Source organism: Bradyrhizobium sp. T-12 (genome assembly GCF_058314695.1).
The window spans coordinates 369,541-395,340 of record NZ_JBZFQJ010000002.1; the positions used below are offsets into that span (position 1 = coordinate 369,541).

Sequence of the window (25,800 nt, forward strand, 5' to 3'; positions counted from 1 at the left end):
TCGTACCTGCAACACTTGTACCAAATCTCCTGTCGAAACATCGCGCTGGCGACTCGCTGCAACAAAGCCTGCCTGACCTACTTACGCGGGCTGATCGTCCGCGTCGGCGAAAGGGTGCGCCCGACGCTCAGTTTGTCTCCTTCCAATCGCTGCGGCCAGACCGGACAGTCGCGCGCAAGCTGTCGCCGGCCAGCTTGTAGGCCCACGACCCCGATTACGGCCCACTGGCTTCGGATTTCCTGGTCTGACCAATGATGTCGCCACTCGGTACTCTACCGTTAAAGCCCCTAGATCCCAAGTCGAGCGGCCTGCGTTGACAGTTGCTCCGCCTCGGCAAGCCGATAGGGTGGGATGTCACTACGCACTGTGGCCAACAAGGACTTACAGAACGCAGGCGTGAGCTTGCCGCGGTGAATCACGACGTTTTCGCAGCCCGTCGCCGCCCGGGCGTTCTGCCACTGCTGATTATAGCCGCGTTGTTCGTTGGACTTGACGTGGCAAGCGGCGAAGTCGGCGTCATCCAGCGTCGCCAACTGGCCCGTATGTACCGGTCGCTTCGTATGGATGTGAACCCACATGGGGCTCGGCATTGCACCATTGCGCAGCGCCTTGGGTTGCAGCTTAACCTGAAACAGCACCCCTGGCTCGCCCTTTAACGCGCGCGGTAGATCGGCAGGCGCCAACTCCCCGGCCGCGCGCAACTGTTCAAGGTACTTCTGCGACGGAAAGCCGTAGGTCTTCATGCATTCAATCCTAGTCAATGCCCTTCGCTCGTCCAAAGTCTTGGCGAGCCCCTGCGCCTCGGCCCGCATCATCTTGAGTCGGACTAGCTTGCCATGCACCTCGGGCACTTGCGTTGGCGTGAGTAGGATACGTCGACCAGGCTCCGCGAGCGAACCCTCACAAGCCTGCATTTCGGCGGCCTGGGTCTGCAGGCGCTCGATCACGGCATCCACAACGTGGTCGGCGTCCTCGGGCTTCATTTGGCGGGCTTGCGAGACGGCCCGTTGCTGACCAGCCAGATCAAACTGCAAAAGTGCGTCCAACCGCTCGAGTAGGCGCGCCAGCGTCTCCATTGATGGCGGGGCCTGCCAGATCGCCAAGTGTGCCGTCGCCGAGGATGTCGCCCTCGCATGCGCCTCTTCCGCGCTCACGAGCTTCTTCGTACCCAGATCCGAGAGCACCACAACTTTGGCTGCTGGCGCCGTGGCTTTGTCGGTTGTAGCGATCTGCAGCTGCGTCCCGTCGCGTGCCGAACTCCCGGCGAGAGTGCTCGGTGTACGTTTGGCTTTACCCTTCCTGCGCGCAGAAGTGCCTTCGGCCGCTACAGCCTCTCGCGTAGCGTTGGCCGGCTTCGCAGCCCCTGCTTCGACCGCCGGTGAATTGATGGCCGACGTTTTGGGCTGTAGATCCAGCAGCCGCATAACGTCGTGTGCAGTGACCCACGCGCTTTCCACGATCTGATGCAACAGTTTCAATGGCAGGTCGTCACCGGTCCCCTGACCCCTTAGCTTTGAAACGAGGTTGTGCACTCCCAACGCAAATTCAGAAAGCCGCTCCATAACTCCTTCCAGGACCGCGCAGTGCGCCGCGTCGAGTGCGCGTCCTTGGCTCTGTAGAACTGCGTCCTTTGTCGATATGAATGCCGGAAAAACGTCATCGATGAAAGTGCCGAGCAGGCGAGCCCGTCCGTTCTCGGCCATGAGGATTTCCCTCGTGGCTGGGTCGAACGTGCTTTCGAGAGGCTCAATCATGATTTGTGCGAGAGCGACCTGCGATTGCAGATGCATGCACTTGGTGTGCAGTGCCCAACCGCTGTGCAGCCGCAGTGCGGCCTCGTCGGCCTGCCGCTTTTGGGCCGTTACATTGGGTAAATTAGCAGTAGCGGCGCAGACGCATTGCATCCGTTCCGAACGCAACGCCTTCTTTCCCCACCACTCCATGCAGTCCGCATAGCGGTTTGCTACGCCGGAAACCGCTCGGTTCAGTAGGTCAGAGGGAGTGTTGGATAGCATCCGTTGGAGCACGACGGTTGCACTTTTCCTGCTCTGCTCCAAGGCGTAGATGGTCGGGGTGGCCAGAGCGTTACATTGCTCCGCCGCATGGAGCACCTCGTCCCGGAGACCGCGAGCCTGATCGTCAGACAGAATCCTGCGCGCCTCGTGCTGGGGCAGGCTGGCGTAGTACTCCAGAACTTTTGAGCCGACCTGGATGAGCTTGTCGATCAGCTCTTGTGCCTCTGACGAGCTCCGCGCTTGCATGGCCGCCTTACTGCGAGCGCCAACTTCCGAGAGCAGGCTTTCCATTTGTCGCTTTGTTGCCTTGATCTCGTCACCCGTCGATGAAATGGGGACTGCCATATCCGAAGTTCGCGGCTGGCTGCCGACCAACGCCGCTCTATCCTGAGGCCAAGAGCGCATTCGCTCCACGATGGAATAGAAGGATTGGCCGCCCTCCCCAGCGGCGAGACTCGATTCTGAACGCAAACTGCTCGAGTCCCAAGTGCTGTCGGCTCCGGGAGCCCCAACGAGCGATTTGCCAGGCCGGCCAATACCCGTCATATTCTAACTCCGATCCAGGCGAGAACGTGAAGCCTAATTAGATAGACGGCTTGGCTGACGATCAGCTGACGAACGGCATTCTCCCGGACTCACCACGAAAATCAGAATCACCGTGCTTCCAATTCCATAGAAGATGCCTTGGTTTGAGGTTTCCGGTCTGCAGACACGCGTCCTGCTTTGCAACCAGGCCGTGGAGACGGAGCGCAACACTCCCCGCCCTAAAGCAGAGGCTGGTGGGCCCTCAGCAGGCGAGGTATCGGACGCGCACGCTGCAGAGCCGATGGTGCGATCACAGTCGGGCTGAATACGCAGAGCATTCGATTGACCTTCGCGGGCAGTTGGAAGCGATGATCTATCGGTGGTCCAGTCGCGGGAATACTGCCTTTGATAGCGCTAGTTCGGCGCAGAGACCGAGAGTGGCGCGAGTGCAGGAGACAGCCAGCGGGTCGTTTTACACGCAGGCGATTGATCTCAGTCAGCTTTCGTTGATTTGCACAACCTTCATTTTGGAATATCCGAAATCAGAGCTGCATCAAAATTGTGCTGCCTGAGGCCAGTCTATTTTTGAGGGCACTCGCAAGGGAGCACGCATCGACGAATGCGGTGAAACGATTCGCAAACAAGCTTACAGATGCTCCGCGTCCAGCTCGGCGAGATTCGCAAGCGCGTTGCCTCGCTTCTCATCACGCGTGCGCTTATAGGCGAATAGATCCTCTGCCCTAATCCTGCGATGACGCCCCACTGTCACGTGCTGAATTTCGTTCTTCTCTAGCAGAGAAACCAGAAACGGACGTGAGACATTTAGGATGTCGGCAGCTTGCTGTGTGGTCAACATCTCATGCACAGGCACAAGGGTCACCGCATCGCCGCGGCCGATGTGCCGAAGCAATTCCATTAAGAGGCTCGACAGGGCCGGCGACAAGGTTATCTCAGCAGCCTTTTGAGCATCGTCGAGCACGCGTAGCTTGGCATCCCCAGTCGCATGCGACGCGAGTATTTGACGAAGCTGGTTGGCTGCCGCCTTCTCGCTCGCGGAAGGCAGGCGAGTACCTCCCAGCTCTTCGGCGTAGGCTGGCATCGTAATCGTTGTTCTCCTCGGTACGGCATTGTATGTAGGCTATATTCGAAATAAACGCAACAAGTGAAATAAACGAAAATACTGAAGTTCCGGTTGGCTGGGGTCCCCTCCCCGGGGTCAAGTAGCTCAATGCAAGGTGAGACTTTCGGGGCCGCCCCGGATAAGCATGGAATGCTGCGGAACTGGCCCAGGACCGGGCAACCGCCCGGTGAAGTCCAGAAGTAATTCTGGGCAGAGCCTACGCATAGGGGGAAGGCTGTTTTATCAAGACTGATCTTTTTCCGTTCAGCCCCCCGGCCCTGCTCTCACATCCTAACAGGACCGACGGCTTCATCCGCAATGTGGCTCGGCTCTGACCCTCGATACGCATCCGAGGGTCGTGCAGTCGGAGCTTGCGCTCGTGCGCTTCTCGTTCCACGCCGATTAAACGGACCTAGCGAGGCATGGCTGGGGAGATCTTCATATTCTTTCAGCACCTGAGCCCAATCCGCCCCATTGGCGATGACATGGGTAGACAACGGCCAGCCGCGTCGCGGTCGGCTGCGTGGAGTATAACCTATAGCTGTTAGAACGGTCTATCTGGACCCTCAACTGATGCTCGCTTGGGCTGCTTGCGCTCTGGCTAATCGAATGACAGGAATAATGAAAGTAAGATCAACCGATGAAACGCCACGACGAACAAATGTCCAACAACGCGAGGACAACCGAACGGGCCTTCAGCGGCCCTCGTTCGGCGCTTCGGGTGATGGATATCCTGCAGGCGTTAGCGGCCGAACCGGAAGGTCTTACGCTGGCAAAGCTCAGTGACCGCCTAAAACTGCCGAAAACGAGCGTCTTCAGCCTCATGCGCGCGCTCGAAGGCGGGGGATATGCTCGCAGCGACAACGGCCACTACATTCTCGGCGATCAAGCGATCAAGCTTGGCGCGAGCCTGGCTCAGGCTCGATCGTTCCCGAAATGTGCGCGTCCCGTCCTGGAGCGGCTCGCACGAGAGACCGAGGAGACGATCCTGCTCGGTGTCCTCTCCGAGGAGGGCCACGAGATATCTTACGTCGATGTCATCGAATCGGAAAAGCCGCTGCGCTTTGCGGTCCGCATCGGCAACCGGCGGCCGCTGTATTGTACGGCCGCAGGAAAGGCGATGCTGGCATTCCTACCAGAGAATGTTCAGACGGCGTATCTGACCCAGACCAAGTTTGTAAAGTTCACGGACGACACATCCTCGAAAGAGGAACTCGTCGCCATGTTCCCCGAAATCCGTCACCGCGGCGTCGTTGTCGACGCTAATGGTATAATTGATGGCGCCACCGGCATCGCGAGCCCCTGTTTTGACGAGGCCGGCCTCGTCAGCTGCTCGGTGACGATCGCCGGCCCTACCGCGCGCCTGCTGCTTGCGCGCGAGCACATCGAGCGGCTGACCTTCAAGGCCGCCGAACAGATCTCGCAGATCCTCGGCTATCGCGGCCCATATCCGCCGGCAGAAGATTCTGCCGAGCGGGCCGACACCGGCAAGCGGCGCAAGAAATGACCTCGCGCCAGGGACGCCGTCCGGTCAGCCGTCAATCCAGAGAGTATCCCTGATTTCAGCGCCGGCGGCCTGCACGTTCTTGTCCATCTGCAGCAGCTCGAACAACGACGAGCCGGTCTTCAGACGGTCGCGCAGCTCGATCTCCTTCCGATTGCGCTCCCGTGCGCCCTTCACCGCACGCTCGAGCGAGCGCAGCGGAATCGCGAGCGCCCCGTCATCATCGGCGACGATCACGTCACCGGGATCCACACGTACGCCGTCGCAAACGATCGGCACGTTCACCGCGCCGGGGCCGCGCTTTTCGGGATGACTGGAGGAGATCGACGTCGACCAGGTCAGCGAGCCGAGCTCACGCAGCGCAGCGACATCCCGGGCCGGACCATCGACAATGATGCCCGCAATCCCCTTCTGCTTGGCGAAGGTCGCGGCCACGTCGCCCCACAACGAGCCGTGCGCGCCACCGCCGTTGACGAGGACGAGCACCTGGCCTCGCTGCGCGACGTTGAGGGCGGCATGGATCATGAGGTTGTCGCCAGGGAAATTATACGACGTGACGGCTTGGCCCGCGATCCGCTGGCCTGGCGCGATCGGCCGCATGCGCGAGCTCATGAGCTGCATGCGCCCCTCGACCGGGCCGAGTGCCTCGTGCAAATCGGAGACCGGATATTTTGCGACCTCGGCCAGGAGGTCTGCCGGGCATTGCGGAATGCGCTTGTAGATGACGGACTGCATGTTTCCTCTTTCTGTAAGCGTTCTTCACGTACGAAGGGTTTTCAAGTTGCCCGGAGCCGCATCCTCGGGTGCTCACACGAGCCGCATCTGCCAACGGTCATGATCGAGCATTGCATCAGCCAAATCCGTACAGAGCCGCCGGATTTCGAACCATGATCTTGGTCAGGACGGTTTCGTCGCACCACGAATAAAGCGCCGAAAGGAGATCTGTCGCGTCAGGGGTCGGTCCATGCGTTGCGGCATGCGGCCAGTCGGTCGCCCACAGCAGACGATCCGGTGCCTCAGCCAATAAGGCTTCGACGAGCGGCTCGAGCTCGTCATAAGCCGGTGCAGCGGTATTCATGTGATACGGCGCCGAAATCTTCGTCCAGCAATTGCCCGATCGGAGCAGCCGAAGGAGAGCCTGAAAAGCAGGTTGTTCCGTTCCCTTTTGGGCGTCGGGATCGGCCAGGTGATCGATCACGAAGGGGCACGGCAATTTTTGCAGCCGGTCCTCAAGCGCGACGATGGAGCGACCGTCGAGCATCAGCGCGACATGCCAGCCCCATCGCCGAATCCGGGATGCAATTCGCTCCAGCTGTGCGAGCGGCAAGCTGCCTGGCCGGGTCGCAATGAACCTCACGCCTCTCGCGCCCTTGTGGTGTAGCTCGTCGAGTTCTTCGTCCGAGACATCGGGATCGACGACGACAACTGCACGTGTTTCCACGCCTGCGATTTCGCGCATCGCATCGAGCTGCCGGCTGTTATCCGATCCATAGACGCTGGCCTGGACGATGACGGCACGATCGATGCCAAGCCGCTCGGCCAACGCCATATAGGCTGCGGGTGTTGCAGCAGGCGGCGCGTAGGTCAGCTCGGTCCGATAGGGATATCGGGCCTCCGGGCCGAAGACATGGAAATGGGTATCGGTCCGTCCCGGCATGGTCTTGAAACTTGCTTGAGAACTCCGGGTCACCGTTCTTCTTTCTTCTTGGCACGACATCGTCGAGACCTTCGACCGCGGCAGACGGTCCGGAGCCTCACTTCCCGATCAGATTTGGCAGCGCGTGCGTAAACCAGGGGACATAGGCGATGAGCAGCACGCCGAGACAGAGCACAACGAGGTACGGCACCATCGATCGCGACGCCTGGTCGATGTCCGCGCGTACGACAGCGCAAGCGATATAGAAGCCGATGCCGACAGGCGGCATGAAGACGCCTACGCCGATCGACAGGATGATTACCATCGCATAATGAATGGAATCGATGCCGAGTTGATTGGCGATCGGCATCAGGACGGGTGCGAGGATGATGATCGCCGGCAACCCCTCCAGCAAGGCCCCGACGATGATGATCAGGGCGATCGAACCCAGGAGAAACAGCAACTTGCTGTTGCCGAGCAGCGCGACGACCTGGCTCAGATGCGCGTTCAGCCCGGCGGCGGTCAACACCCAGCCGAATGCGCCCGCGGCCGCGACGATGAACAGAACCATCCCTGTCAGCCGTCCGGCTTCAATCAGGATTCTGGCGCATGCCCTGAGCGTGAGCGCGCGATAGAACACGGATGCGAGGACAAGCCCATACAGCACGGCGATCGAGGACACTTCGGTCGGTGTGGCGAAGCCGAACTTGATGCCGAGGATCATGATGACCGGCATGCCGAGCGGCAGCAACGCGTCCGTGCCGGCCCTGGCTCGCTCTCCGGCGGTCGCTTTGGGATTGGCGGACAAACCGCTGTTGCGGGCGGAAACATAGATCAGCAGCATGAGCATCACGGCAATCACTGCCGCGGGTATCAGACCGGCGACGAACAGCGTGCCGATCGAAACCGGTGTCACCGTTCCGAGGATCAGCATCGCGATGCTCGGCGGGATCGTCTCGGACATTGCGGCCGATGCCGCCAGCGCCGCGGCGGATTCCTGGGGCTTGTAGCCCGTTCTTTCAAGCTCTCGCCGCATGACGGATCCTACGGCGACCACGTCGGCCGCTTTCGATCCGGAGATACCCGACACGAGATAGGTCGTGATCACCACCACCTGGAGCAGACCGCCACGGAAATGGCCGACCAGCGACATCGCAAAGCGCACGAAGCGCACGCTGATTCCGCCCTGATCCATGATACCGCCGGCGAGGATGAAGAACGGTAACGCCAGCAGGATGAAGTTGCTGTTGGCGTCGATCATGCTCTGCGCGATCGCGACCAGTGGAATGTCGTTGGCCAGGAGGTAGATCAGCGAGCCCGCCATCAGTGCGAAGCCGATCGGCATGCCGATGCCGATCATGGCGAACAGCACGATCAAGAGCGCCACCAGCGAATATCGCGAGCTGAAAGTCTGTGTGAAGAGGCTGGCATCGGCGAACAGGCAGCCGGCAAGCACGGTAGCGGCGGCAAGCGCGACCAGGAGCGGTCGCCCGCGCTTTGCCAAGAGCCGCTCGGCGGCGGTCAGGGCGATCAGCAGCAGCCCGAGCCCGAGCGGCACGACCAGGGTGGCGGTCGGCCAACCCGTGATCGGCAGATGCTCGTCGAGACGGACCATGAACAGCGAGGCGCTGCCCCGGAGGATGGATATCGCCGTCACCAGCACCCCAAGGTCGACCACGCAGCCCAGGACCTGTCGCCAGTGCGGGGTCAAACGCTTTGTGATGACCTCGATCGAGGCATGTTCGGCGCGCCGATAGGCGATGGCGCCGCCCATGAAGGCAATCACGCTCAGCGACAATTTTGCGGTTTCGTCCACCGACAGGATGGAGAACGGCGTCACCTCGCGAATCAGCACGGAGAGCAGCGTGATGGCCAGCTGCAACGCCAGCGCGATCGCCACCATGATCTCGGCGATGGCACCGAGACCAAAGCGCGACAGAGCGTGGCTGTGCCCTGAAGCCGGAACATCACAGACCTGCTCGGTCATCCCTCGGCGGCTTTCAGCAGTTTGTCGATGAGCTGCTCGCCCATCGACGTGCGGAACTGAGCGAACACGGGCTCGACCTTTTGCCTGAACGGCGCGTAGTCGACGGGGTTGAACTGGATGCCGGCATCTTGGCAGGTTTTCTTGGCCGCGGCGGAGGCCTCGACGATCGACTTGCGGGTGTCGTTGCCGAACCGCAGCGCTTCCTCACGCAGGACCTTCAGGTGCGTCGGATCGAGCTTGTCGAGCTTGAACTTCGAGCCGAGCAGCGCCATCGCGTTGTAGGTGTGATTGGTTTCGGAAACGAATTTCGTCACCTCGTGCAGCTTGGTCGCGACGACGGAGAGCAGCGGGAATTCGTAGCCGTCGATCGTGTTCTGCGTCAGCGCCAGATACATCTCGGAAACGTCGAGCGACACGGGCTGGGCGTTGAATGCCTTGGCCATCGCGACGAAGACCGGGCTTTGCTGGATCCTGAACTTCATCCCGGAAAGGTCGTCGGGAGCTCGCACGACCTTTCTGGTGGTCTCCACCACCCGCCAGCCATTGGTGCTCCAGGCCAGGCCATAGACATTCTTCGGCGCGAGGCTGGCGAAGATCATCTGGCCGATCTCGCCATCGGTCACCCTTTCGCCGCTGCGCGCGTCGCGGAACAGGAACGGCAGATCGAGCACCTGCATCATTGGGAAGATGGAGGAGAGGAATCCCGCGGTGTGGTACACGAGATCGACCGTCCCGGTCGCAACGCCGGTCGCGATGCTGACACTGGAGCCAAGCTGTCCGCCGGCGAAGATATCGATCTTGACAGCGCCATTGGTGCGTTCGCCTACCCGGCCCGCAAAGGCTTCCGCCATCTTGTGGTTGGGATGGAGGTTGCTGTCGGGATGAGCGAATTTCAGGGTGACCGCCCCCTGCCCCCGCGCGATGTTCGGCGCGAAAAGACCAAGGGCCGGCGCGCCGATGCCCGCGAGCAGCGTCGTCTTCACGAACGCTCTCCGAGTGTGATTCATTGTCACGATCTCCTCCCTGCTCGTAACGATACTCGTTGGAACGCGGCCAACTCGCGTGGCCGTTGCCGTTCAGTTCAGCAAATTTTCGCGGAACGTCTCGCCCTCATATGCGGTGCGGAACACACCTCGTTTCTGCAGAATTGGGATCACCTGGTCAACGAATTCCTCGACGCTGGAGGGCGTGGTCGTCGGCGTGATATTGAAACCGTGGCACCCGGTCTCCCGCCAGATCGTCTCGAGCTGATCGGCAACCTGCTCCGGTGTTCCGATCAGTTGCGGCATGCCGACCGCAAGGCCCCAGCGTACCGCCGCCTCGCGCAGCGTGAAGCGGCGATTCTCGAACGAGGCCGACATGGCCTTCATCAGACCCTGCGATGCCTGCGTCTTCTGCTCCTCGAGCGGCAGATCGAGCTCGACTTGGCTGAAATCCACCCCGAGCGAACCGGACAAGCGGCTCAGCGCGGCCTCAAGCGGAATGCGCGCGGCGAATTCGTCGAGCCGGCGCCTCGCCTCCGCCTCGGAGCTTCCGAGAATCGGCTGCACGCCGAACGTCACCTTGGGCGCGGCCGCGCTCCCCGATGCTGCGCCGAGCTCCTGCATGAAGGTTTTCATGCCGCCCAGATGCGGTTGAATGGAGAACACCACGTCGGCGTGCTTCTGCGCGAAGCGCTGGCCGCGGCCGGAGGATCCGGCCTGGAACAGCACCGGATGGCCCTGCCGCGACGGCAAAGCCGGCGGCACCGTATGGCAGCGGAAATACTCGCCCTCGTGATTGATGATGTCCACCTTGGCCGGATCAGCATAGACGCCTGTCGTCCTGTCGGCCTGGACCGCGCCCTCGCGCACCCCGCTCCAGAGCGCACGACAGACTTCCATATATTCATCGGCGCGATCGTAGCGCTGGTCGTGATCGAGTTGATTGAGACCGAGTGCACGGTACTCGCCGCGCAGATGGCCAGTGACGATGTTCCAGCCGACCCGACCGCCGCTCATATAGTCGAGCGTCGAGAGCGAGCGGACCGCCTGATAGGGATGATTGGCCGAAATGGAGAGCGTCACCGCAAGGCCGAGCCGATCGGTGGCGGCGGCGAGTGCACTCAGCAGAACGACCGGATCGTGCGGCGGCCAGCACACGCCGTAGCGCACCGCCTCGTCGGAACGCTCCTTGTAGCGGTCGAACACACCCGGCGTATCCGCGAAGAACAGCCCATCGAACAGGCCGCGCTCATAGGTCTGCGCAAGCCTCTGCCAGCGCTTCAGGCTTCCCATCGCCTCGAGACGCTGATCGGCGGGATCCGACCAGCTCAGGATCGTGTGATTGATAGGCGAGTTGATCAGAAACCCGATCAAGTGCATGCCGCCACGCATGAAGTCGCTCCCTCCGAAAAGCCGAGCCGCATCGCGCTGGCGCGACGCCCCGGTTTTTCCTTGCGTTCTCATTTCGGAACGTTATCCTTATATAAGAATAGATAGCCAATCACCACGGCTGTCAAGCCGGTTGCGCTCACGTGTCGTCACGGAATGCGCGGCTTAACGAGACGCGGATTAACTCCGCGCACGGGAGAACTCGACGATGTATGCAGCACCGCCAAGCGTGGAGGCGCGCGTCTTCACTGCAATCCCCGAGCATCTGTTCAAGAGCGGCCAGCGCTCGGAATGGGCTGAGGTGCAGTTTCACGGCGCACCGACGCCGACCTTTCTCGAAGGCCCATCCTTTGACCGCAATGACGATCTCTGGGTCGTCGACATTCCTTGGGGCCGCCTGTTGCGCATCACGCCGAACGGTGAGGTCAGTGTTGGCGCGGAGTACGACGGTGAGCCGAACGGCCTGAAGTTTCACAGGGACGGGCGCGGCTTCATCACCGACCACAAGCAGGGCATCATGGTGTTCGACCCGGCCACGGGTCGCGTCGAGCCCTTCCTGGAGCGCTCGCTGTTGCAGCGATTCAAGGGCGTCAATGATCTCGTGTTCGCCTCGAACGGCGACATGTACTTCACCGATCAGGGGCAGACCGGATTGCATGATCCGAGCGGCCGCCTCTATCGATTGCGACCCAGTGGCCAGCTCGATTGCGTGCTCGACCGGATTCCGAGCCCGAATGGCCTCGTGCTCAACAAGGCCGAGACGATGCTGTTTCTGGCGGTGACGCGCGCCAATGCGATCTGGCGGGTGCCGCTGATGCGCGACGGCACCGCAAGCAAGGTTGGCACCTTCATCCAGCTTTCCGGAGGTGGCGGCCCCGATGGCCTTGCGATCGACGAGGACGACAATATCGCGATCTGTCACGTCGGCCTCGGCGCCACCTGGCTGTTCAGCGCGCTCGGAGAACCGATGCTGCGCATCAAGTCTCCGAAGGGACTTCTCACCACCAATTGCGCCTATGGCGGTCCGGATCGGCGGACACTCTTCATCACGGAATCGAAGAGCGGTACGATCCTCGCAGCGGAAATGCCGGTGGCGGGACGGCCGATGTACTCCCACGCTGCGTGATCAGGATATTCGCAGCAACCTCCGAGCGACTGACCAGAAGGCCGAGTGCACGCCATGCAGCAGTTCTCCCCGACCATCGCGGCCGTCGACAGCGGCGATCCCAAGGCAGATCCGGCCGCGTTTCGGCGCTGCCTCGGCCAATTCGGGACCGGCGTGACCGTCGTCACCGCCGCTCACGGTGACGAGCTCGTCGGAATGACGGCGAACTCGTTCTCCTCGGTCTCGCTCGATCCACCGCTCGTGCTGTGGTCGGCCAAGCGAACGAGCCAGAGCTTCCCGACCTTCAAGGTCGCCACGCATTTCGCCGTAAACATTCTATCCAGCGACCAGATCGCTCTCTCAAATCATTTTGGCCGCTCGGGCGGCGACAAGTTCGGGGGCGTCTCCTGGAAGCGCGGCATCGGCGGCGCACCGCTGCTCGAGGGAACGCTGTGCAGCTTCGAATGCCGCAAGGCGGCCGAATATCCCGGCGGCGATCATCTGATCATGCTGGGTGAAGTCGAACGCTTCGTGCGCCACGACCGCGGCCCGCTACTGTTTGCGCAAGGACGCTATTGCATGGCCGCCGACTTCGCCGATCCCACCGACCTGTCGAAGGCGACCGGACAGGCGCACGCCGGCGGCCCGATGAATGAGTTCATGACGGCGCTGATGTATCGTGCCCATGGCGTGCTCTCGGCAGCGCTCGACGAGGGTCGCCATGCCGAAGGTCTCAGCGTCCTGCAGAGCCGGTTGATGGCCGCGATCGAAACGTTGCCGGGACGCACGCTCGCGAGCTTGCTGCCTGAATTGTTTCTCGGGCTCAACGCCGCGGAGAGCACCGTGAACGAGCTAGTGCGCATGGGCCTCGTCGAGGCCGACGCTAGCGGCGGCTTGACACTCACGGCCATGGGACGCGACCGCAACCACGCACTACACGCGCGCGCCCGCGCAATCGAGGCAAAGGAACTGTCCGGCATTTCGCCCGGCGAGATCGCGAGTTGCCGGCACGTTCTCGACAAGCTCGTTCGCCGCGCACCGACGGCATAGTAAGAACCAAGGCCGACGACGAAGGAACAATGGTAATGAAGAAACGTATCGCAATCGTCGGCGCCGGCGCTGTCGGCAGCTATCTCGGCGGCCATTTGGCGCGCACCGGCAACGACGTCACGCTGATCGATCCCTGGCCCGAGCACATCGAGACGATCCGCCAACGCGGGCTGCATCTGTCCGGCATGAGGGATGAGGAAACCTGCATCGTTTCGGTCCCGACGATGCACCTCACCGAGGTGCAGAGCCTTTCGAGGCAGCGGCCGATCGATATCGCGATCATCTCCAGCAAATCCTACGATACCGAATGGTGCACGACCCTCATCAGGCCGTATCTCTCGCCGCAGGGCTACGTCGTCTCGGCGCAGAATTCGATCAACGAGGAGATCATCGCCGGCGTCGTCGGATGGGGACGCACGGTCGGCTGCATCGTCGGCAATAATTTCGCCGTCGATCTCTATGAACCGGGCTGCGTCCGTCGCACCATGCCGCGCGACTTCGAGACCAAATCGATTCTCGTCGGTGAGGTCCATGGGCGCGTGACGCCGCGCGTGAAGGAGCTGCACGCCCTGTTTACCCCGATCGACGGCTCTGGCGTCACTACCAATCTGTGGGGCGTGCGCTGGTCGAAGCTCTGCGTCAACGGCATGCGCAACGGCGTCAGCGCCGCGACCGGCATGAGCGGAAACGAACGCGACGCCCATCCCGTGATCCGCCGCCTCGTCATCCGCCTCGGCGGCGAAGCGATCCGGACCGGCCAGTCGCTCGGCCTCGACCTCGAGCACATCACGGGCATCGAGCCGAACCTGCTACGCTCGGCATCCGAAGGCGACGCCACGGCGCTGGCCGAGGTCGAGCGGCACATGCAGAAGGGAACCGGTTCGCAGGCGCGCAGCAATTTGCAGCGTCCCTCGATGGCACAGGATATCCAGAAGGGGCGGCGCACCGAGATCGGTGAGATCAACGGCTTCATCGTCCGCAAGGCGAAGGAGGCCGGCTGCGCAGCGCCGGCGCATGAGCGGATCGTCGATATCGTCCGCAAGGTCGAACGCGGCGAGGTTACCCCGCGCCCGGAGCTGCTGTTCGAGATTTGAGATAGAAAGCCGGGCGATGGAGACGATCAACATGCTGCTGCCGCCGCTCGAAGCGTGGGTCGCAACCATCTTCGCGCGGGCCGGACTCGGCGAAGATGACGCGAGGCTGGCAGCCCGTCGTCTGCTGCTCGCCGACATCACGGGCGTACGGACCCATGGCATCGCGCGTCTGCCCTCGTATTGGCGCCAGCTCGCGCGCCGCGGCTTGAACCCGAGGCCGGATATCAAATGCGGCTGGCATGGCACGGTGTTGGTAATCGACGCCGATCTTGGGCTTGGACAAATCGTTGGCCCCAAGGCGTTGGCACTGGCGATGGATGCGCTTGGCCCGACCCGACCGTTCGTCCCCTTTTTGATCCGCAACGCCGGACATCTTGGCGCAGTCGGCTCGCATCTGCTCGACGTCGCCGAAAGCGGCAGGGTCGGCTTCCTGTCGCAGGTGACCCAGCCGGTGATGGCTCCCGGGGGCGCAACGCGGCCGGCAATCGGTAACAATCCCATTGCATTTGCAGCGCCGAGGCCGGACGGACCACCGCTGCTGATCGACTTCGCGATGAGCAATGTCGCGCGCGGCAAGATCCACGTCGCCCTACGCGATGGCCTGCCGATCCCGGAAGGCTGGGCGATCGACGCGGAGGGCCGGCCGACGACCGACCCGACCGCGGCGCTCGCCGGCTCGATCCTACCGGCCGCCGGTCACAAGGGACTCGCGCTGGCGATGATCGTGGAAGTGCTTGCGGGAGTGCTGACCGGGGCAAGGCCCCTGTTGTCGGAAGGCGGCGCCCCGGGCGGCGTCGGCGCCTTCGGCTTCGTGTTCGATCCGGCGGCGCTCATCGGCAAAGATGCTTTCGATCAGAACATGCAGGCTTGGACGCAGCGCTATCTCGCAGCGGTCGGAGGAAATGGCCGCATTCCCGGCGAGCGCGCGGCAGAACTGCGCGCGCAAGCGGACCAGGTCGGGATCGCGATCGAGCGCAATCTCTTCGAACAACTTGCCGAACTCGGTCGAGAAGGCGGAGCGGTACTTCCAGCTTAGTTCAATCGTTCGCAGGTGAGCTCCGAGGTGCGGTTTGTGGTGGCCGTCTCGTGCGCTGGCGGCGCCGGTGGGAGGACGCGACCGATGAGGGACGTGGCGGTCGTTACGGGCGCAGGGCGTGGAATCGGTCGTGCAATCGCCGACGCGCTCGGTAAGGCCAATTTCACCGTCGCCCACGTGAGTCCCGAGGATCTGGAGCAGGAGCCAATTCCGGCTCCCGACCGGTATTATAGATACGATGTTTTCCGAGATCGGGAAACGATGCGTTGCTGGCCCGGATTGCGGGAGAGCTCGGCGAGCCACCTGCCTGGTCAACAATGCTAGCGTAAGCTCACTGCAGCACTGCAGCGCGGGGATATCCTCGACCTTGAGCCGGAAAGCTACGATCGGACGCTGGACATCAACCTTCGTGCCGGCTTTTTCCTCACACAGTGTTTTGCGAGGAGGTGCCTGGGCCTCGTCGAAAGGCGCCCGGGATCGGTGATCTTCATCGGCTCGGCGAATGCAGAGATCATCGGCGAAAACAGGGCCGACTGTTGTATCAGCAAGGCGGGCGTTGGAATGACACCCGGCCTGACGTCGTAGATGGTGATAGGCTCGGAAGCCAGTCGTGAGGCGAACAGCTTCGTCATCATTCGCACCGAGATGACAGCCGCGGCGAAGGATCGTTATGACGATTTGATCGCCACCGGCGGCATTCCAATGGCGCGCTGGGGCCTGAAGAGATCGGCCGGGCCGTGACCCTCCCTGTTCGCGGAGAGATCCCTTATGCGATCGGCATTCATATCGACGTTGGCGGTGGCCAACAGCTCTCCCGCCTTTGAACTTGAGCTTGCAGTCTTGCGTCCGGTCGAGTTCAGAGCAGAGCGCGTCAGGCGTCAGCGATTCGCGAGGCGATATCCTCGAGCGGACGCCGGCTGAAATCCTTCGCGAGCTGGATTTTGAGCAGTCCGAGCTTCGCAGTCTTCGAGTGCTGATTTGATGGTCGGTGGTGCCAAGAAGCCTATGTCTCGCCCCAGCCGGGCGGGAGCGGCTGGTCCAACCCCGCAGGCAGCTCGGTTCCCGCGCCACCCAAGTGGGTGATGGTCTAGCGGGGTAGTTCGGCGATCTCACCGCCGCGGTCTCCCGGGCTCACTCTATGTCTGGGCGCAAGTCACATCGTTGCGCGAGTTCCTGCCGCATCGGGCCGCAACGCCTCGCTCAGGGGAAGCCATGGCCGCTTGCTAGTCGGTCAATCAATCTATCTAACATCTTGTCGCAGCGGTCAATCTGGTCAATTTCGATAAACTCATCCGGCTTGTGACCCTGCTGCATCGACCCCGGTCCGCAAACGATCGTTGGAACCCCCAGTCTCTGCAAAAACAGGCCGGCTTCCGTTCCGAATGGCACCTTCACCACGTTGGCGTCACCGGTGAGAGACTTGACAAGATGGACGACCGGGGCGTCGCAGGCGATATTGAGCCCGGGATAACTGTTGACTACATCAATATTTATAGCGGCTTCGGACGCGATGGTCCTTGCGCCATTGGCGATTTCACTCGCTCTAGTTCGCAGCCTACTCAATATCTCCTCAGGTATCTCCGCTGCGACATTCCTGATCTCGAACTCTAACTCGCATCGGCTCGGCACAATATTGAGCATTCCCCCCGATTTAATCGTGCCGACGTGAAGCGTTGTATACGGAATTTCGTAGCTCGCATCCCGCGCGCCCTCGTCGCACAACTTAGCTTGCTCTCTGCGGATGGCTTCGACAAATTCGCAACCCAAATGGATCGCGTTTATCCCGGTAGGCGCCAATGCGGAATGGCATTCCCGGCCAACGCAAGTAACGCGAGCCGCAACCTTGCCTTTGTGTCCGATTGCAACGTTCATATTTGTTGGCTCACCAACGATACAGAAAGATTGCCGTTGCAGCTCATTCACCATCGAGTCAAGCAGACCTCGCACTCCTACACAGCCAATCTCTTCATCATATGATAGTGCCAGGTAGAGAGGCGCATTTAAGCGTGTCTTCGACGCCTTAAGCGCGGCGGAAATGGCACAGCCCACAAAGCCTTTCATGTCTGCAGTTCCACGACCATACAGCTTACCGTCTTGTCGTGTGGCGCTAAATGGCGGTTTGGTCCAGCTCTGATCATCGGCCGTAACGACGTCCGTATGACCTGAGAGAATTGCGCCTGGCCGATCATCGGGTCCGATCGTAGCCAGCAAACTCGCTTTTCGCCCGTCCTGCGAATAGACAAGACGGCAGGTCACGCCGTTTTCGCGAAGCAGCTGAACGACAAAGTCAATCAAATTGAGGTTTGATTCCTGGCTGACGGTCGGAAACGCAACCAACCTCTGAATAATGGCGATGCTGTCCATCTGTATTTTGCTCAGTTTTCCAGTTCTTCTGAGGTTCGTAGCGTTCGCTCGTCGCCAGACTACAGCGTCATCATGGTTGTCCGAGACAGCATCAGATCTCCGCTATGAAAGGTCGATACAAAATTAACCCCAATCTGCCCGACATTTGCCAATGCCCACAATTCAGGGGTCTTCTGTCAACATCCGCGGGTTTGCGTAGACTGCTGACTTGAAGCGTATAGCTCAATCTACTCTGTGCTCTGGCACCGCGTCATGAAGACGATCAAGGGAGCGGTGCGGCCAATGGCGAGCGCTCGTCGGAGCGCTATTCGTCACCCGGGACGCCGAACGAAGGAGCCGCTCGTGGATCAAGCGCGCGCTTCACGTAGGCGTTAAGTTGGGGTTTGTAGACCTTCCAGGCAGAAACGAGCAGTTCGATCGGACACTCTTGTGTCCAGTCGCAGCGCAGGTCCACGACTGGCCAACTGACTTGGTCAACAAGCTTCATGCCGGCTGAGTGTAACGGACCGGCCTCCCCGCCGGCGGCCAACCCGGCTCTTAGTGACGCAATCAGGCGGTCACCAAGATGCCCTGACGAACCAATGAATGCATCGACAATTGCGTGCGGTACTCCGTCATTTGCTAGGAGATTGCCGCCGGCCGCGACATTTTCTCCGCTCGTCTGAGCCCATATGCCTAGTGAATTGGGCCCTGAATAAACAGCGGCATTTCCGTCGCGGTCAACTGCCAGTAGCTGGCGATACTCGATAAATCGACTACGTTGTTTCACTTCTTCGACGGCTTCCCACGCGGACATGCCGCTCTCCATCGCATCCAAGGCCAATGGTCCTAGCGAGGGATCAGTTACGTTCTGCGAAGCGACCGCGCCGACACCAGCTCGCGCGAATGAACACCTTGAAGCGACAGCCGGAGATGAAGACGAAATCGCTACGCCGAACATTCCAGTCTGGTCGCACCGAGCAACTAGGGAAAACGTCATACGCTCACTCGGGTATCACCGCTGTGGCGTCGATTTCAACAAGCCACTCAGGTCGCGCCAACGCTTGGACAACAAGTCCTGTGGACACGGGATGCACGCCCTTTATGTACTGACCCATCGTTCGATAAACGGCCTCCCGATGCCGCACGTCGGTAAGGTAAACGACAACCTTGACCAAATGTTCAATCTTACCGCCACTTTCTTCGATGAGTTGCTTAATATTCTGCATCACCTTATGCGTCTGCTCGACAGGATCATGGCTGTCGATGTTGACGGCGTCATTCAAGCTCTGGGGGCACTGGCCCCGTAGCCAAATAATTTTTCCGCCGCTAGTCACCACTGCCTGACATAGATCATTGTCGAGCTTCTGCTCCGGATAAGTGTGTTTCGTATTGAATTTCCGAATCCGCCTATGAGCCACTTCTTGCTCCTTCTTACGTGTCAGCACCCGCAACCCCAACTGGTGAACTGTTTCGCCAAAAAACTTAGGGGCCTCCCGTCGCTTTTCGTGGATCAACTTTCTCCGATTTTACGACGTGATGTTCCAGGTAACGCCGCCGAGTAGAGATACGATCAGCAATATATTTAGCGTCATGCCAGACACCCCAGATAAAAGCGGACCCTCGCCTAGATTGCCAAGGCAAGCCCACAAAGTAGACGCCCGGCTCCGAGGATACCCCACGTTGGTGTTCGGGTTTTCCGGCCTCGTCGAAGGCCTTGACCTTAAGCCAGCTGTAGTCCGACGAAAAGCCCGTCGCCCAGATGATCGTATTCACGCCGGCAGTCTTTAGATTGAGCTCACGCTGCGGATTCATTAGGCAGTCCGGGTCCGGGAGTAACCTGCGCGCTTCAGGCTCCTCCGGAAGTGCAAGTCCATTCCGCCTAACGTATTCATCGGCCTCATCCAACAGAGTGAAGAGCGAGGCGTCACCCATCGCGACATTCTTCGCGAGATCACTGGCAAACGTTACGTTGCCTGCCTCGAACGCTTCAGTTGAGCCAACAAGCATCATTCCGTCTGCGGCGAGCTTCCTGAAGTCGACCGTGTATCCCCCACGGGCCCCACTGACGGAGATCGTTACGTGCTCGGTACCGCGAACTCTTGCTTCATTATCCCACTTTCCCAAGACGCCGAGCCACCAGCAGAAGTCGTAGCCGCGGTAGGAGCGCGGGGGGCGTTCGTGGGGGCCCACGGAGAGATAGACCTTCCGATCAGAGCGCAGAAGTTCGTCTGCGATCTGGCTTCCGGAAGATCCTGCGCCAACAACCAACACGGCCCCTCTAGGCAACTGCTCCGGGTTTCGGTAGTCGCTCGAGTGAATTTGGACGACTCCAATGTCCTGCGGTACTACTTGAGGTATTGTCGGAATCTGGAATGGACCGATCGCTGCAACTACGTTATTTGCCTCCAACGTCCCTTGCGAGGTTTCCACTCGAAAGCCCAATCGTCCCTCGTTCCGTTGTACGGCCGTAACCTCCACCCCACAGCGCACCGGCGCGGCAATCTTCTTTGCGTAGGCAACGAAATAGTCCGCGATCTCCTCCTTACCCGGGAACGCATCAGGGTGCGTCTGAAATGTTAGGCCGGGGAAACGGTCATGCCACGCGGGACCATTAGCCACCAGCGAGTCCCACCGGGCTGTTCGCCATCTCTCCGCGATCCGGTGCCTTTCCAAGACGACGTGAGGAATACCAGCCGAAGTCAGATGTTCACTCATAGCCAGCCCTGCCTGACCGGCTCCGATCACGATCGTATCTACTACTTCTAATGACATCTCTGTATCCATTTCTAATTCGATTGAGTGATCGCGTCGAACATGGAGGAAATCCGGTTCGAGAGTTTGGAGGCGAGCATGATCATGTGGGATTATGTCGGAGCGCTTAGGCCTGCATCTATGCGCCGCAGAAGCTGTTCTGAAACTGAGCGCGGAGTTGCAACATGATGGCATCATACCGCTATGGAATTAGCGACTATCCGTGCGCTTGATACAACCGCCATCCCATTCAGGTTGTGGCCATTGCGGCTCGCCGGCGCTAATAAGGCTCGATGTGAACCATTGCGGGTTCGGGCAAATACATCACGGAATCCGACCAGGCCGTCCCTCATGGAAATAGACCTCGCGTATTCTTGGCGCCCCGCACCCGCTCGACGCCTATGGCCATGGCCGCCGTGCGATTGAACACCTTGTCGCGGCTCGCCCTCGCCACCATCCGATCGAACGCTCGATCGAGAATCTGGTATTCGCGTCGTACTACTTCCTCCTCTTCCCAGAAGAGTTGTTGCAGATCCTGCACCCATTCGAAATAGCTCACCACTACCCCGCCGGAATTGCACAGAATATCCGGGATCAGGAAGATCTCATTCTGTCGCTGCGTAAGAACCAGATCGGCTTCCGGTGTCGTCGGCCCATTGGCCCCTTCAGCGACAATACGGCAACGCAGCTTCGTGGCGACAGCAGCGTCGATGACCCGCTCCATCGCGGCTGGCACAAGAACATCACAAGACAGCGTGAGGACTTCCTGCGGATCGAAGGCTAGTTCACTCGAATACCCCGAGAGACTGCCATGTGTTGCCGCATGTACCACGAGTTCTGGAATGTTGAGGCCGGAAGCGCAGTAGAGCGCGCCGGTGTGGTCGCTGACGGCGATCACTTTAACGCCCATATGGTGAAGCTCAAGTGCGGCGATCGAGCCGACATTTCCGAAGCCCTGCACAGCAGCCGTTGCATGGTTCAGATTGATGCCCTGTTCGTTCATCACGCGGCGCGTCAGATGCGCGACGCCCCGCCCTGTCGCCTCGCGGCGTCCCAATGTCCCTCCGGCGCTGACCGGTTTACCGGTAACGATCTCCGTCACGGTCCGGCCCTGATACATCGAATAGGTGTCCATAAACCACGCCATCACCTGCTCGTTGGTCCCCATATCGGGGGCCATGACATCAGTGTGAGGGCCAACGAAGGGGATCATCTCCTGCATGTAGCGGCGTGATAATGCCTCTAGTTCGCGCCTTGATAGATTCGATGGATCGACGCTGATGCCGCCCTTGGCGCCACCATAGGGCAAGCCGGTTAGGGCGCACTTCCAACTCATCCAGATCGCAAGCGCAGCAACCTCGCCGAGGTCCACACTAGCCGCGAAGCGCGTGCCGCCTTTCGTAGGTCCTAGCGTGAGGTGATGCTGAACTCGATACCCTTCAAAAACCGCCGTCGTGCCGTCGTCTCGATGAATAGGACAAGATACAGTGATCGCGCGCTTTGGTATTAACAAGCGCGCCCTCGCGTCCTGCGGCACAGACAGGTGATCAGCGATCACTTCGAACTGTTGTACGGCCATGTCAAAGACAGGTCCACTGTATGTGGTCACGTTTGCTCCATTGTACTCGATCGAAACCGGATCGGACGGCGGATAGCTACCATTCGAAGTATTCCCGCCGCTGTAAGAGGCAAGCAAGCCCCTTCAGCGAGGTCGTTATGCTGAATTTCAACGAGATTCGATGAGCTGAGCGCTCAAGGTAGGTCGAAATGCCCTTGGACGGATGCCTTGCGGAAAACAACGTTCCCTTGCTTTTAGACACCTGCTGTCGCTGGATAGGGAAAACAACAAGCACTACACGAGAGCGGAGACATCAATTGTGTACATTCGCCTCCGTCTCTCGTGATAGGAGTCGATGCAAACGCACTTCCCATCGCGGCTCCACCTTGGGTGAAGATCACACCGGTTCTCTTTAGCCAGAGTTGGATCAGTATAAAAGCTTCCGAGGTCGAGCCGGACTTCATTGTTGGCATCGAAAAGGAAGAGATCACGCAGGTTGGTCTCGGAATGCGGATACGTATCGCTCAAAAGCCAGCGCATATTCACAGGTGAATAGGACATGTGTCCGTTCTCTCTTAGGAGGCCGTCGCCAATAGTCTGGACTAAGCCATTGTGCGCGTCTTGGTAAACCTGATAGTTTATACGTCCGGCGTGAGGTCCCCAGACGACGATGCTGCTATCATCCCGCCATAACGGGTGAGAGATCTGGTATTCGGACTTTTCGTAGTCGTAGGTACCTACGGCCTTTGAATCGAACCGCCGAGCCAGCTGCGGCAATGGATGATCAGAGCATTCAAGGAGACGTAAGTTGCTTCCATCCGGATCCATTGTGATCAAGCGATGCAAGAAGCAGGTCTCGTCTTCAACACGCTCTGTCCATCGGTGAAGGAAGAGCACACGTGTTGATGACGGATTTATCTCAATATGGCTCACCCAATGAATTGCCTTATCCATGGATGGCTTATGAGCAAGCTCGTAAAGTTGGCGGTAACTGACAACGAGTGTCGAGTCGCCGCTTGCAATGTCGAGGCGCCAAATGCCATCATCGTCCGGTGCATTATCCAGTGGAAGCCGTCCCGCGAGTGCGCAGTAGCCGATCGTCTCATGCGTTTTGTAGAGACGTCGATAGTCAATGCACATCGCGAATTTGCTGTTCGCGGCTACGACGTAAATCGGGATATTGAGATCGCGAGTGCGCCCCGTATCCACGTCGGTAATCCGCGCACCGATGTTGGGATACGGGCCACCCGCGTCGTGCGACGTACGAATATTGTAGATTATGTTACGGCCAGGCATGCCGGTGAGCCATTGTAGTTGGCTCCCCATTTGCCAGTTCCAGGCTTGGGTTCGATCAACCAGCCGAAACTCACGCGCTTCATCAAAATAACCGACATTGCAGCCGCTATTTCTGCCAATGCGGAAGTTAGGTTCATCGACTTGGTGGCCTAGGATAAGGCGACCCTGCCCGTCCCACGGCGTCTTATTATAGTAACCAAAAAAGAAGTTGTAATCCTGACCACCAAGTCGTGTGATGCTGACTCTTTCGTTGATAGTTGAAGGGGACATTGCTCCTCACAGAGTCGTCGTGGTCGATTGCCCAAATGGCATGACGCCTAGTAGGCCTTATTGGTGATGAATCTGGTATTGAGATAGCCTTCAGTTGATTCTAGGCCACCCTCGGAACCGTACCCAGACTCTTTGACGCCGCCAAAGGGCGTTTCCGGCAAGGCAAGGCCCAGGTGGTTGATGCTGAGCATACCGACCTCAAGATTCTCCGCCAGGAACTGAGCGTTCGCCGATGATTCCGTGAAGGCATATCCGGCGAGCCCGAAGGGCAATCGGTTAGCCTCTGCAACAGCTTCATTTGGATTGTCAAAGCCGCTAATGAGCGCGATTGGGCAGAATGGCTCATCGTTCATGACTCGCATCGATGGATCGACATTCGCAAGTACTGTTGGCTGCCTGAATGTTCCGCGAGTAAATAAGCTCTCGCCGCCGCACATGAGCTTTGCGCCTCGCTGCCTCGCGTCGTCCACAAATTGATCGAAGAGTTTCCCTCTGCGTTCGTTCGCGAGGGGGCCCATCTGCGTTGTCGCATCCAGACCGTTGCCAACGACAAGCGATTGTGTCTTTTCAACAAAAGCTGCGACGAACTCATGATAAACATCGTTGTGTACCATAAACCGCGTCGGCGCGGCGCAGGTTTGACCGGCGTTGCGATACTTGCCTGAAACGAGCAGCGCCGCGGCTGAGGATATGTCGGCGTCTTTGAAGACAATCGCCGGCCCATGCCCGCCGAGTTCCATCGTCGTCCTCTTCATCTGCTCGCCCGAGAGCGCAGCTAGATGTTTTCCAACCGGAACAGAGCCGGTGAAGGAGATCTTCCGAATCGCCGGGTGGGCAATCAGGTGCCGCGATATTTCATCGGGAGTGCCGTATGCGAGCTGGACAACACCTGTTGGAATGCCAGCATCGACAAGTGACGTGATGATTGCCGCGGCAGATCGTGGCACCTCTTCCGAGGCCTTGACGATCACGGAGCATCCGGCAGCCAACGCTGGAGCAAGCTTCTTCGCGACTTGGCTCGCGGGGAAATTCCACGGGGTGAACGCAGCAACCGGGCCTACTGGAGCACGTACGACATATTGCGCAACGCCTGCTGCACGCGACGGTATCACGCGCCCATAGAGCCGCCTTCCCTCTTCAGCAGCCCATTCGAAGGCATCGGCGCAACTCGCGATCTCCGCTCGCGCTTCCAAAAGAGGCTTACCTTGCTCCAAGGTGAGAACATGGGCGATGGACTCTAGTCGATCGCGGAGCAGGCCAGCTGCCTTACGTAGCGTAACTCCGCGTTCCACCGCGGGCGTTCTCCGCCAAACATGGAACGCCTTCTCGGCGGACGCAGCTGCACGGTCGAGATCGGCCACCGTCGCCTTAGCGACGTGACCGATCTCCTCGTCAGTTGCTGGATTAAAGATCGGGATCGTTTGCTTCTCAGAGCCGGAGCACCATTCTCCGTCAATAAAGAGGAGCGTATTCTCATATTTCATGTGTTCCCCGCAAGTCATCCGTTATTAAAGCGTCCATTCAAATAGACCAGCGGAGACGCATCGTGGAGACCGATCTCGATGACATCGCCAACGATTATGACGTGATCGCCGCCATCAAAGCTGCTGTTCAGGTGACAGATAATATATGAGGCGACGTCCTGGATAATTGGTAATCGATTTAGACCTTCTCGATAGGAAATCGCCGAAAACTTATCTGTCCCCTTCTTTGCAAACGTCATCGCAATGCGCTCTTGGGATGAGGAGAGCATGTTGATGCAAAACCACCCTGTCGAAGTGATGGCGGGGAGCGAGTTCGACTTTCTGTCGATGCATATCAGGTATTGCAGGGGGCTGATCGATAGGCTGACGACGGCGCTCATCGTGGTGCCGAAAAGCGCTCCGTGACTATCGACTGCAGTTACGACGGCGATTCCAGAGGCCCACTTCCGCGACACTTCTCGAAATGTTTCGGGCGTCGCTGTGGCAATGGCGCGACCTGCATCGATCATCTAATGGACCCTCCTTTGAGGTACCAGCGAAAGCATGATAGCGGTGGCGAAGGACGGCCCCGTCCACAGCGAACAAAGACGTATCATTGCCATTGGCCTTCATCCAATTGAGATACTGAAGGCATGTATTCGGATCAGGCAT

General features: G+C 59.7%; 23 protein-coding genes. 8 read left to right on the forward strand and 15 right to left on the reverse strand.

The features are described 5' to 3' along the window. Positions 1-287: 287 nt before the first annotated feature. A complete protein-coding gene (locus tag AC0WRY_RS36050) occupies positions 288-2,561 on the reverse strand; it encodes a T3SS effector XopP-like protein (protein WP_128929558.1) in 2,274 nt (757 codons plus the stop codon). Between the two features lie 625 nt (positions 2,562-3,186). Beyond that, entirely contained in the window at positions 3,187-3,645 is a 459-nt protein-coding gene (locus AC0WRY_RS36055) for a helix-turn-helix domain-containing protein (protein ID WP_128929557.1), read from the reverse strand. A 655-nt stretch (positions 3,646-4,300) separates the two neighbouring features. On the opposite strand from AC0WRY_RS36055, the gene AC0WRY_RS36060 reads away from it, so the two are divergent. Beyond that, entirely contained in the window at positions 4,301-5,167 is an 867-nt protein-coding gene (locus AC0WRY_RS36060) for an IclR family transcriptional regulator (protein ID WP_128929556.1), read from the forward strand. A gap of 24 nt (positions 5,168-5,191) precedes the next feature. Here the strand turns inward: AC0WRY_RS36060 and AC0WRY_RS36065 are convergent, their stop codons facing one another. The 5 genes from AC0WRY_RS36065 to AC0WRY_RS36085 all read right to left on the reverse strand — a co-directional run bounded on the left by AC0WRY_RS36065 (position 5,192) and on the right by AC0WRY_RS36085 (position 11,162). Beyond that, positions 5,192-5,899: an RraA family protein gene (locus AC0WRY_RS36065; RefSeq protein ID WP_128929555.1), complete on the reverse strand. Its 708-nt coding sequence runs from the start codon at positions 5,897-5,899 to the stop codon at positions 5,192-5,194. A 115-nt stretch (positions 5,900-6,014) separates the two neighbouring features. Then, positions 6,015-6,821, reverse strand: a complete 807-nt coding sequence (locus AC0WRY_RS36070; protein ID WP_164935742.1) for an amidohydrolase family protein — start codon at positions 6,819-6,821, stop codon at positions 6,015-6,017. Positions 6,822-6,918: 97 nt separating this feature from the next. After that, positions 6,919-8,787: a TRAP transporter large permease subunit gene (locus AC0WRY_RS36075; RefSeq protein WP_128929553.1), complete on the reverse strand. Its 1,869-nt coding sequence runs from the start codon at positions 8,785-8,787 to the stop codon at positions 6,919-6,921. Beyond that, positions 8,784-9,770 carry a TRAP transporter substrate-binding protein gene (locus AC0WRY_RS36080; RefSeq protein ID WP_164934238.1) on the reverse strand — a complete coding sequence of 329 codons (987 nt, stop codon included), beginning with the start codon at positions 9,768-9,770 and terminating at the stop codon, positions 8,784-8,786. Before AC0WRY_RS36080 ends, AC0WRY_RS36075 begins: the two co-directional genes overlap by 4 nt. Before the next feature lie 93 nt (positions 9,771-9,863). Further along, on the reverse strand, positions 9,864-11,162 hold the full coding sequence (locus AC0WRY_RS36085; protein WP_128929551.1) for an NtaA/DmoA family FMN-dependent monooxygenase: 1,299 nt from the start codon (positions 11,160-11,162) through the stop codon (positions 9,864-9,866). 205 nt (positions 11,163-11,367) lie between these two features. Between AC0WRY_RS36085 and AC0WRY_RS36090 the strand changes: the two genes are divergently transcribed. From AC0WRY_RS36090 to AC0WRY_RS36120, 7 genes are all read left to right on the forward strand, one after another. Continuing rightward, positions 11,368-12,285 (forward strand): SMP-30/gluconolactonase/LRE family protein, encoded by a 918-nt coding sequence (locus tag AC0WRY_RS36090; RefSeq protein ID WP_128929550.1) that lies wholly within the window; start codon positions 11,368-11,370, stop codon positions 12,283-12,285. Positions 12,286-12,339: 54 nt separating this feature from the next. After that, entirely contained in the window at positions 12,340-13,314 is a 975-nt protein-coding gene (locus AC0WRY_RS36095) for a flavin reductase (RefSeq protein ID WP_128929549.1), read from the forward strand. Between the two features lie 35 nt (positions 13,315-13,349). Then, the gene (locus AC0WRY_RS36100; RefSeq protein ID WP_164934239.1) at positions 13,350-14,408 is read left to right on the forward strand and encodes a ketopantoate reductase family protein; all 1,059 of its coding nucleotides are present in this window, start codon (positions 13,350-13,352) and stop codon (positions 14,406-14,408) included. 31 nt (positions 14,409-14,439) lie between these two features. Then, a complete protein-coding gene (locus AC0WRY_RS36105) occupies positions 14,440-15,444 on the forward strand; it encodes an Ldh family oxidoreductase (protein WP_164934240.1) in 1,005 nt (334 codons plus the stop codon). 84 nt (positions 15,445-15,528) lie between these two features. Next, positions 15,529-15,768, forward strand: coding sequence for an SDR family NAD(P)-dependent oxidoreductase (locus AC0WRY_RS36110; protein WP_128929546.1), 240 nt, complete (start codon positions 15,529-15,531; stop codon positions 15,766-15,768). A 75-nt stretch (positions 15,769-15,843) separates the two neighbouring features. After that, positions 15,844-16,029 carry a hypothetical protein gene (locus AC0WRY_RS36115; protein ID WP_367401020.1) on the forward strand — a complete coding sequence of 62 codons (186 nt, stop codon included), beginning with the start codon at positions 15,844-15,846 and terminating at the stop codon, positions 16,027-16,029. Continuing rightward, positions 16,030-16,185, forward strand: a complete 156-nt coding sequence (locus AC0WRY_RS36120; protein WP_164934241.1) for a hypothetical protein — start codon at positions 16,030-16,032, stop codon at positions 16,183-16,185. It begins immediately after the preceding gene. Positions 16,186-16,644: 459 nt separating this feature from the next. On the opposite strand, the gene argE is transcribed toward AC0WRY_RS36120, so the two are convergent. The 8 genes from argE to AC0WRY_RS36160 all read right to left on the reverse strand — a co-directional run bounded on the left by argE (position 16,645) and on the right by AC0WRY_RS36160 (position 25,658). Next, entirely contained in the window at positions 16,645-17,808 is a 1,164-nt protein-coding gene (argE, locus tag AC0WRY_RS36125) for an acetylornithine deacetylase (protein WP_128955170.1), read from the reverse strand. Between the two features lie 304 nt (positions 17,809-18,112). After that, the gene (locus AC0WRY_RS36130) at positions 18,113-18,787 is read right to left on the reverse strand and encodes a DUF1028 domain-containing protein (protein ID WP_128929544.1); all 675 of its coding nucleotides are present in this window, start codon (positions 18,785-18,787) and stop codon (positions 18,113-18,115) included. 4 nt (positions 18,788-18,791) lie between these two features. Next, positions 18,792-19,208: a RidA family protein gene (locus tag AC0WRY_RS36135; protein ID WP_128930145.1), complete on the reverse strand. Its 417-nt coding sequence runs from the start codon at positions 19,206-19,208 to the stop codon at positions 18,792-18,794. Positions 19,209-19,272: 64 nt separating this feature from the next. Continuing rightward, positions 19,273-20,562 carry a flavin-containing monooxygenase gene (locus AC0WRY_RS36140; RefSeq protein ID WP_128930144.1) on the reverse strand — a complete coding sequence of 430 codons (1,290 nt, stop codon included), beginning with the start codon at positions 20,560-20,562 and terminating at the stop codon, positions 19,273-19,275. A gap of 328 nt (positions 20,563-20,890) precedes the next feature. Beyond that, on the reverse strand, positions 20,891-22,150 hold the full coding sequence (locus tag AC0WRY_RS36145; protein ID WP_128929543.1) for a Glu/Leu/Phe/Val family dehydrogenase: 1,260 nt from the start codon (positions 22,148-22,150) through the stop codon (positions 20,891-20,893). 243 nt (positions 22,151-22,393) lie between these two features. Further along, complete coding sequence (locus tag AC0WRY_RS36150) at positions 22,394-23,665, reverse strand: hypothetical protein (protein ID WP_128929542.1); 1,272 nt, start codon at positions 23,663-23,665, stop codon at positions 22,394-22,396. Positions 23,666-23,712: 47 nt separating this feature from the next. Then, positions 23,713-25,149: an NAD-dependent succinate-semialdehyde dehydrogenase gene (locus tag AC0WRY_RS36155; protein WP_128955169.1), complete on the reverse strand. Its 1,437-nt coding sequence runs from the start codon at positions 25,147-25,149 to the stop codon at positions 23,713-23,715. 14 nt (positions 25,150-25,163) lie between these two features. Continuing rightward, the gene (locus AC0WRY_RS36160) at positions 25,164-25,658 is read right to left on the reverse strand and encodes a flavin reductase family protein (protein ID WP_128929540.1); all 495 of its coding nucleotides are present in this window, start codon (positions 25,656-25,658) and stop codon (positions 25,164-25,166) included. Between the last annotated feature and the right edge of the window lie 142 nt (positions 25,659-25,800).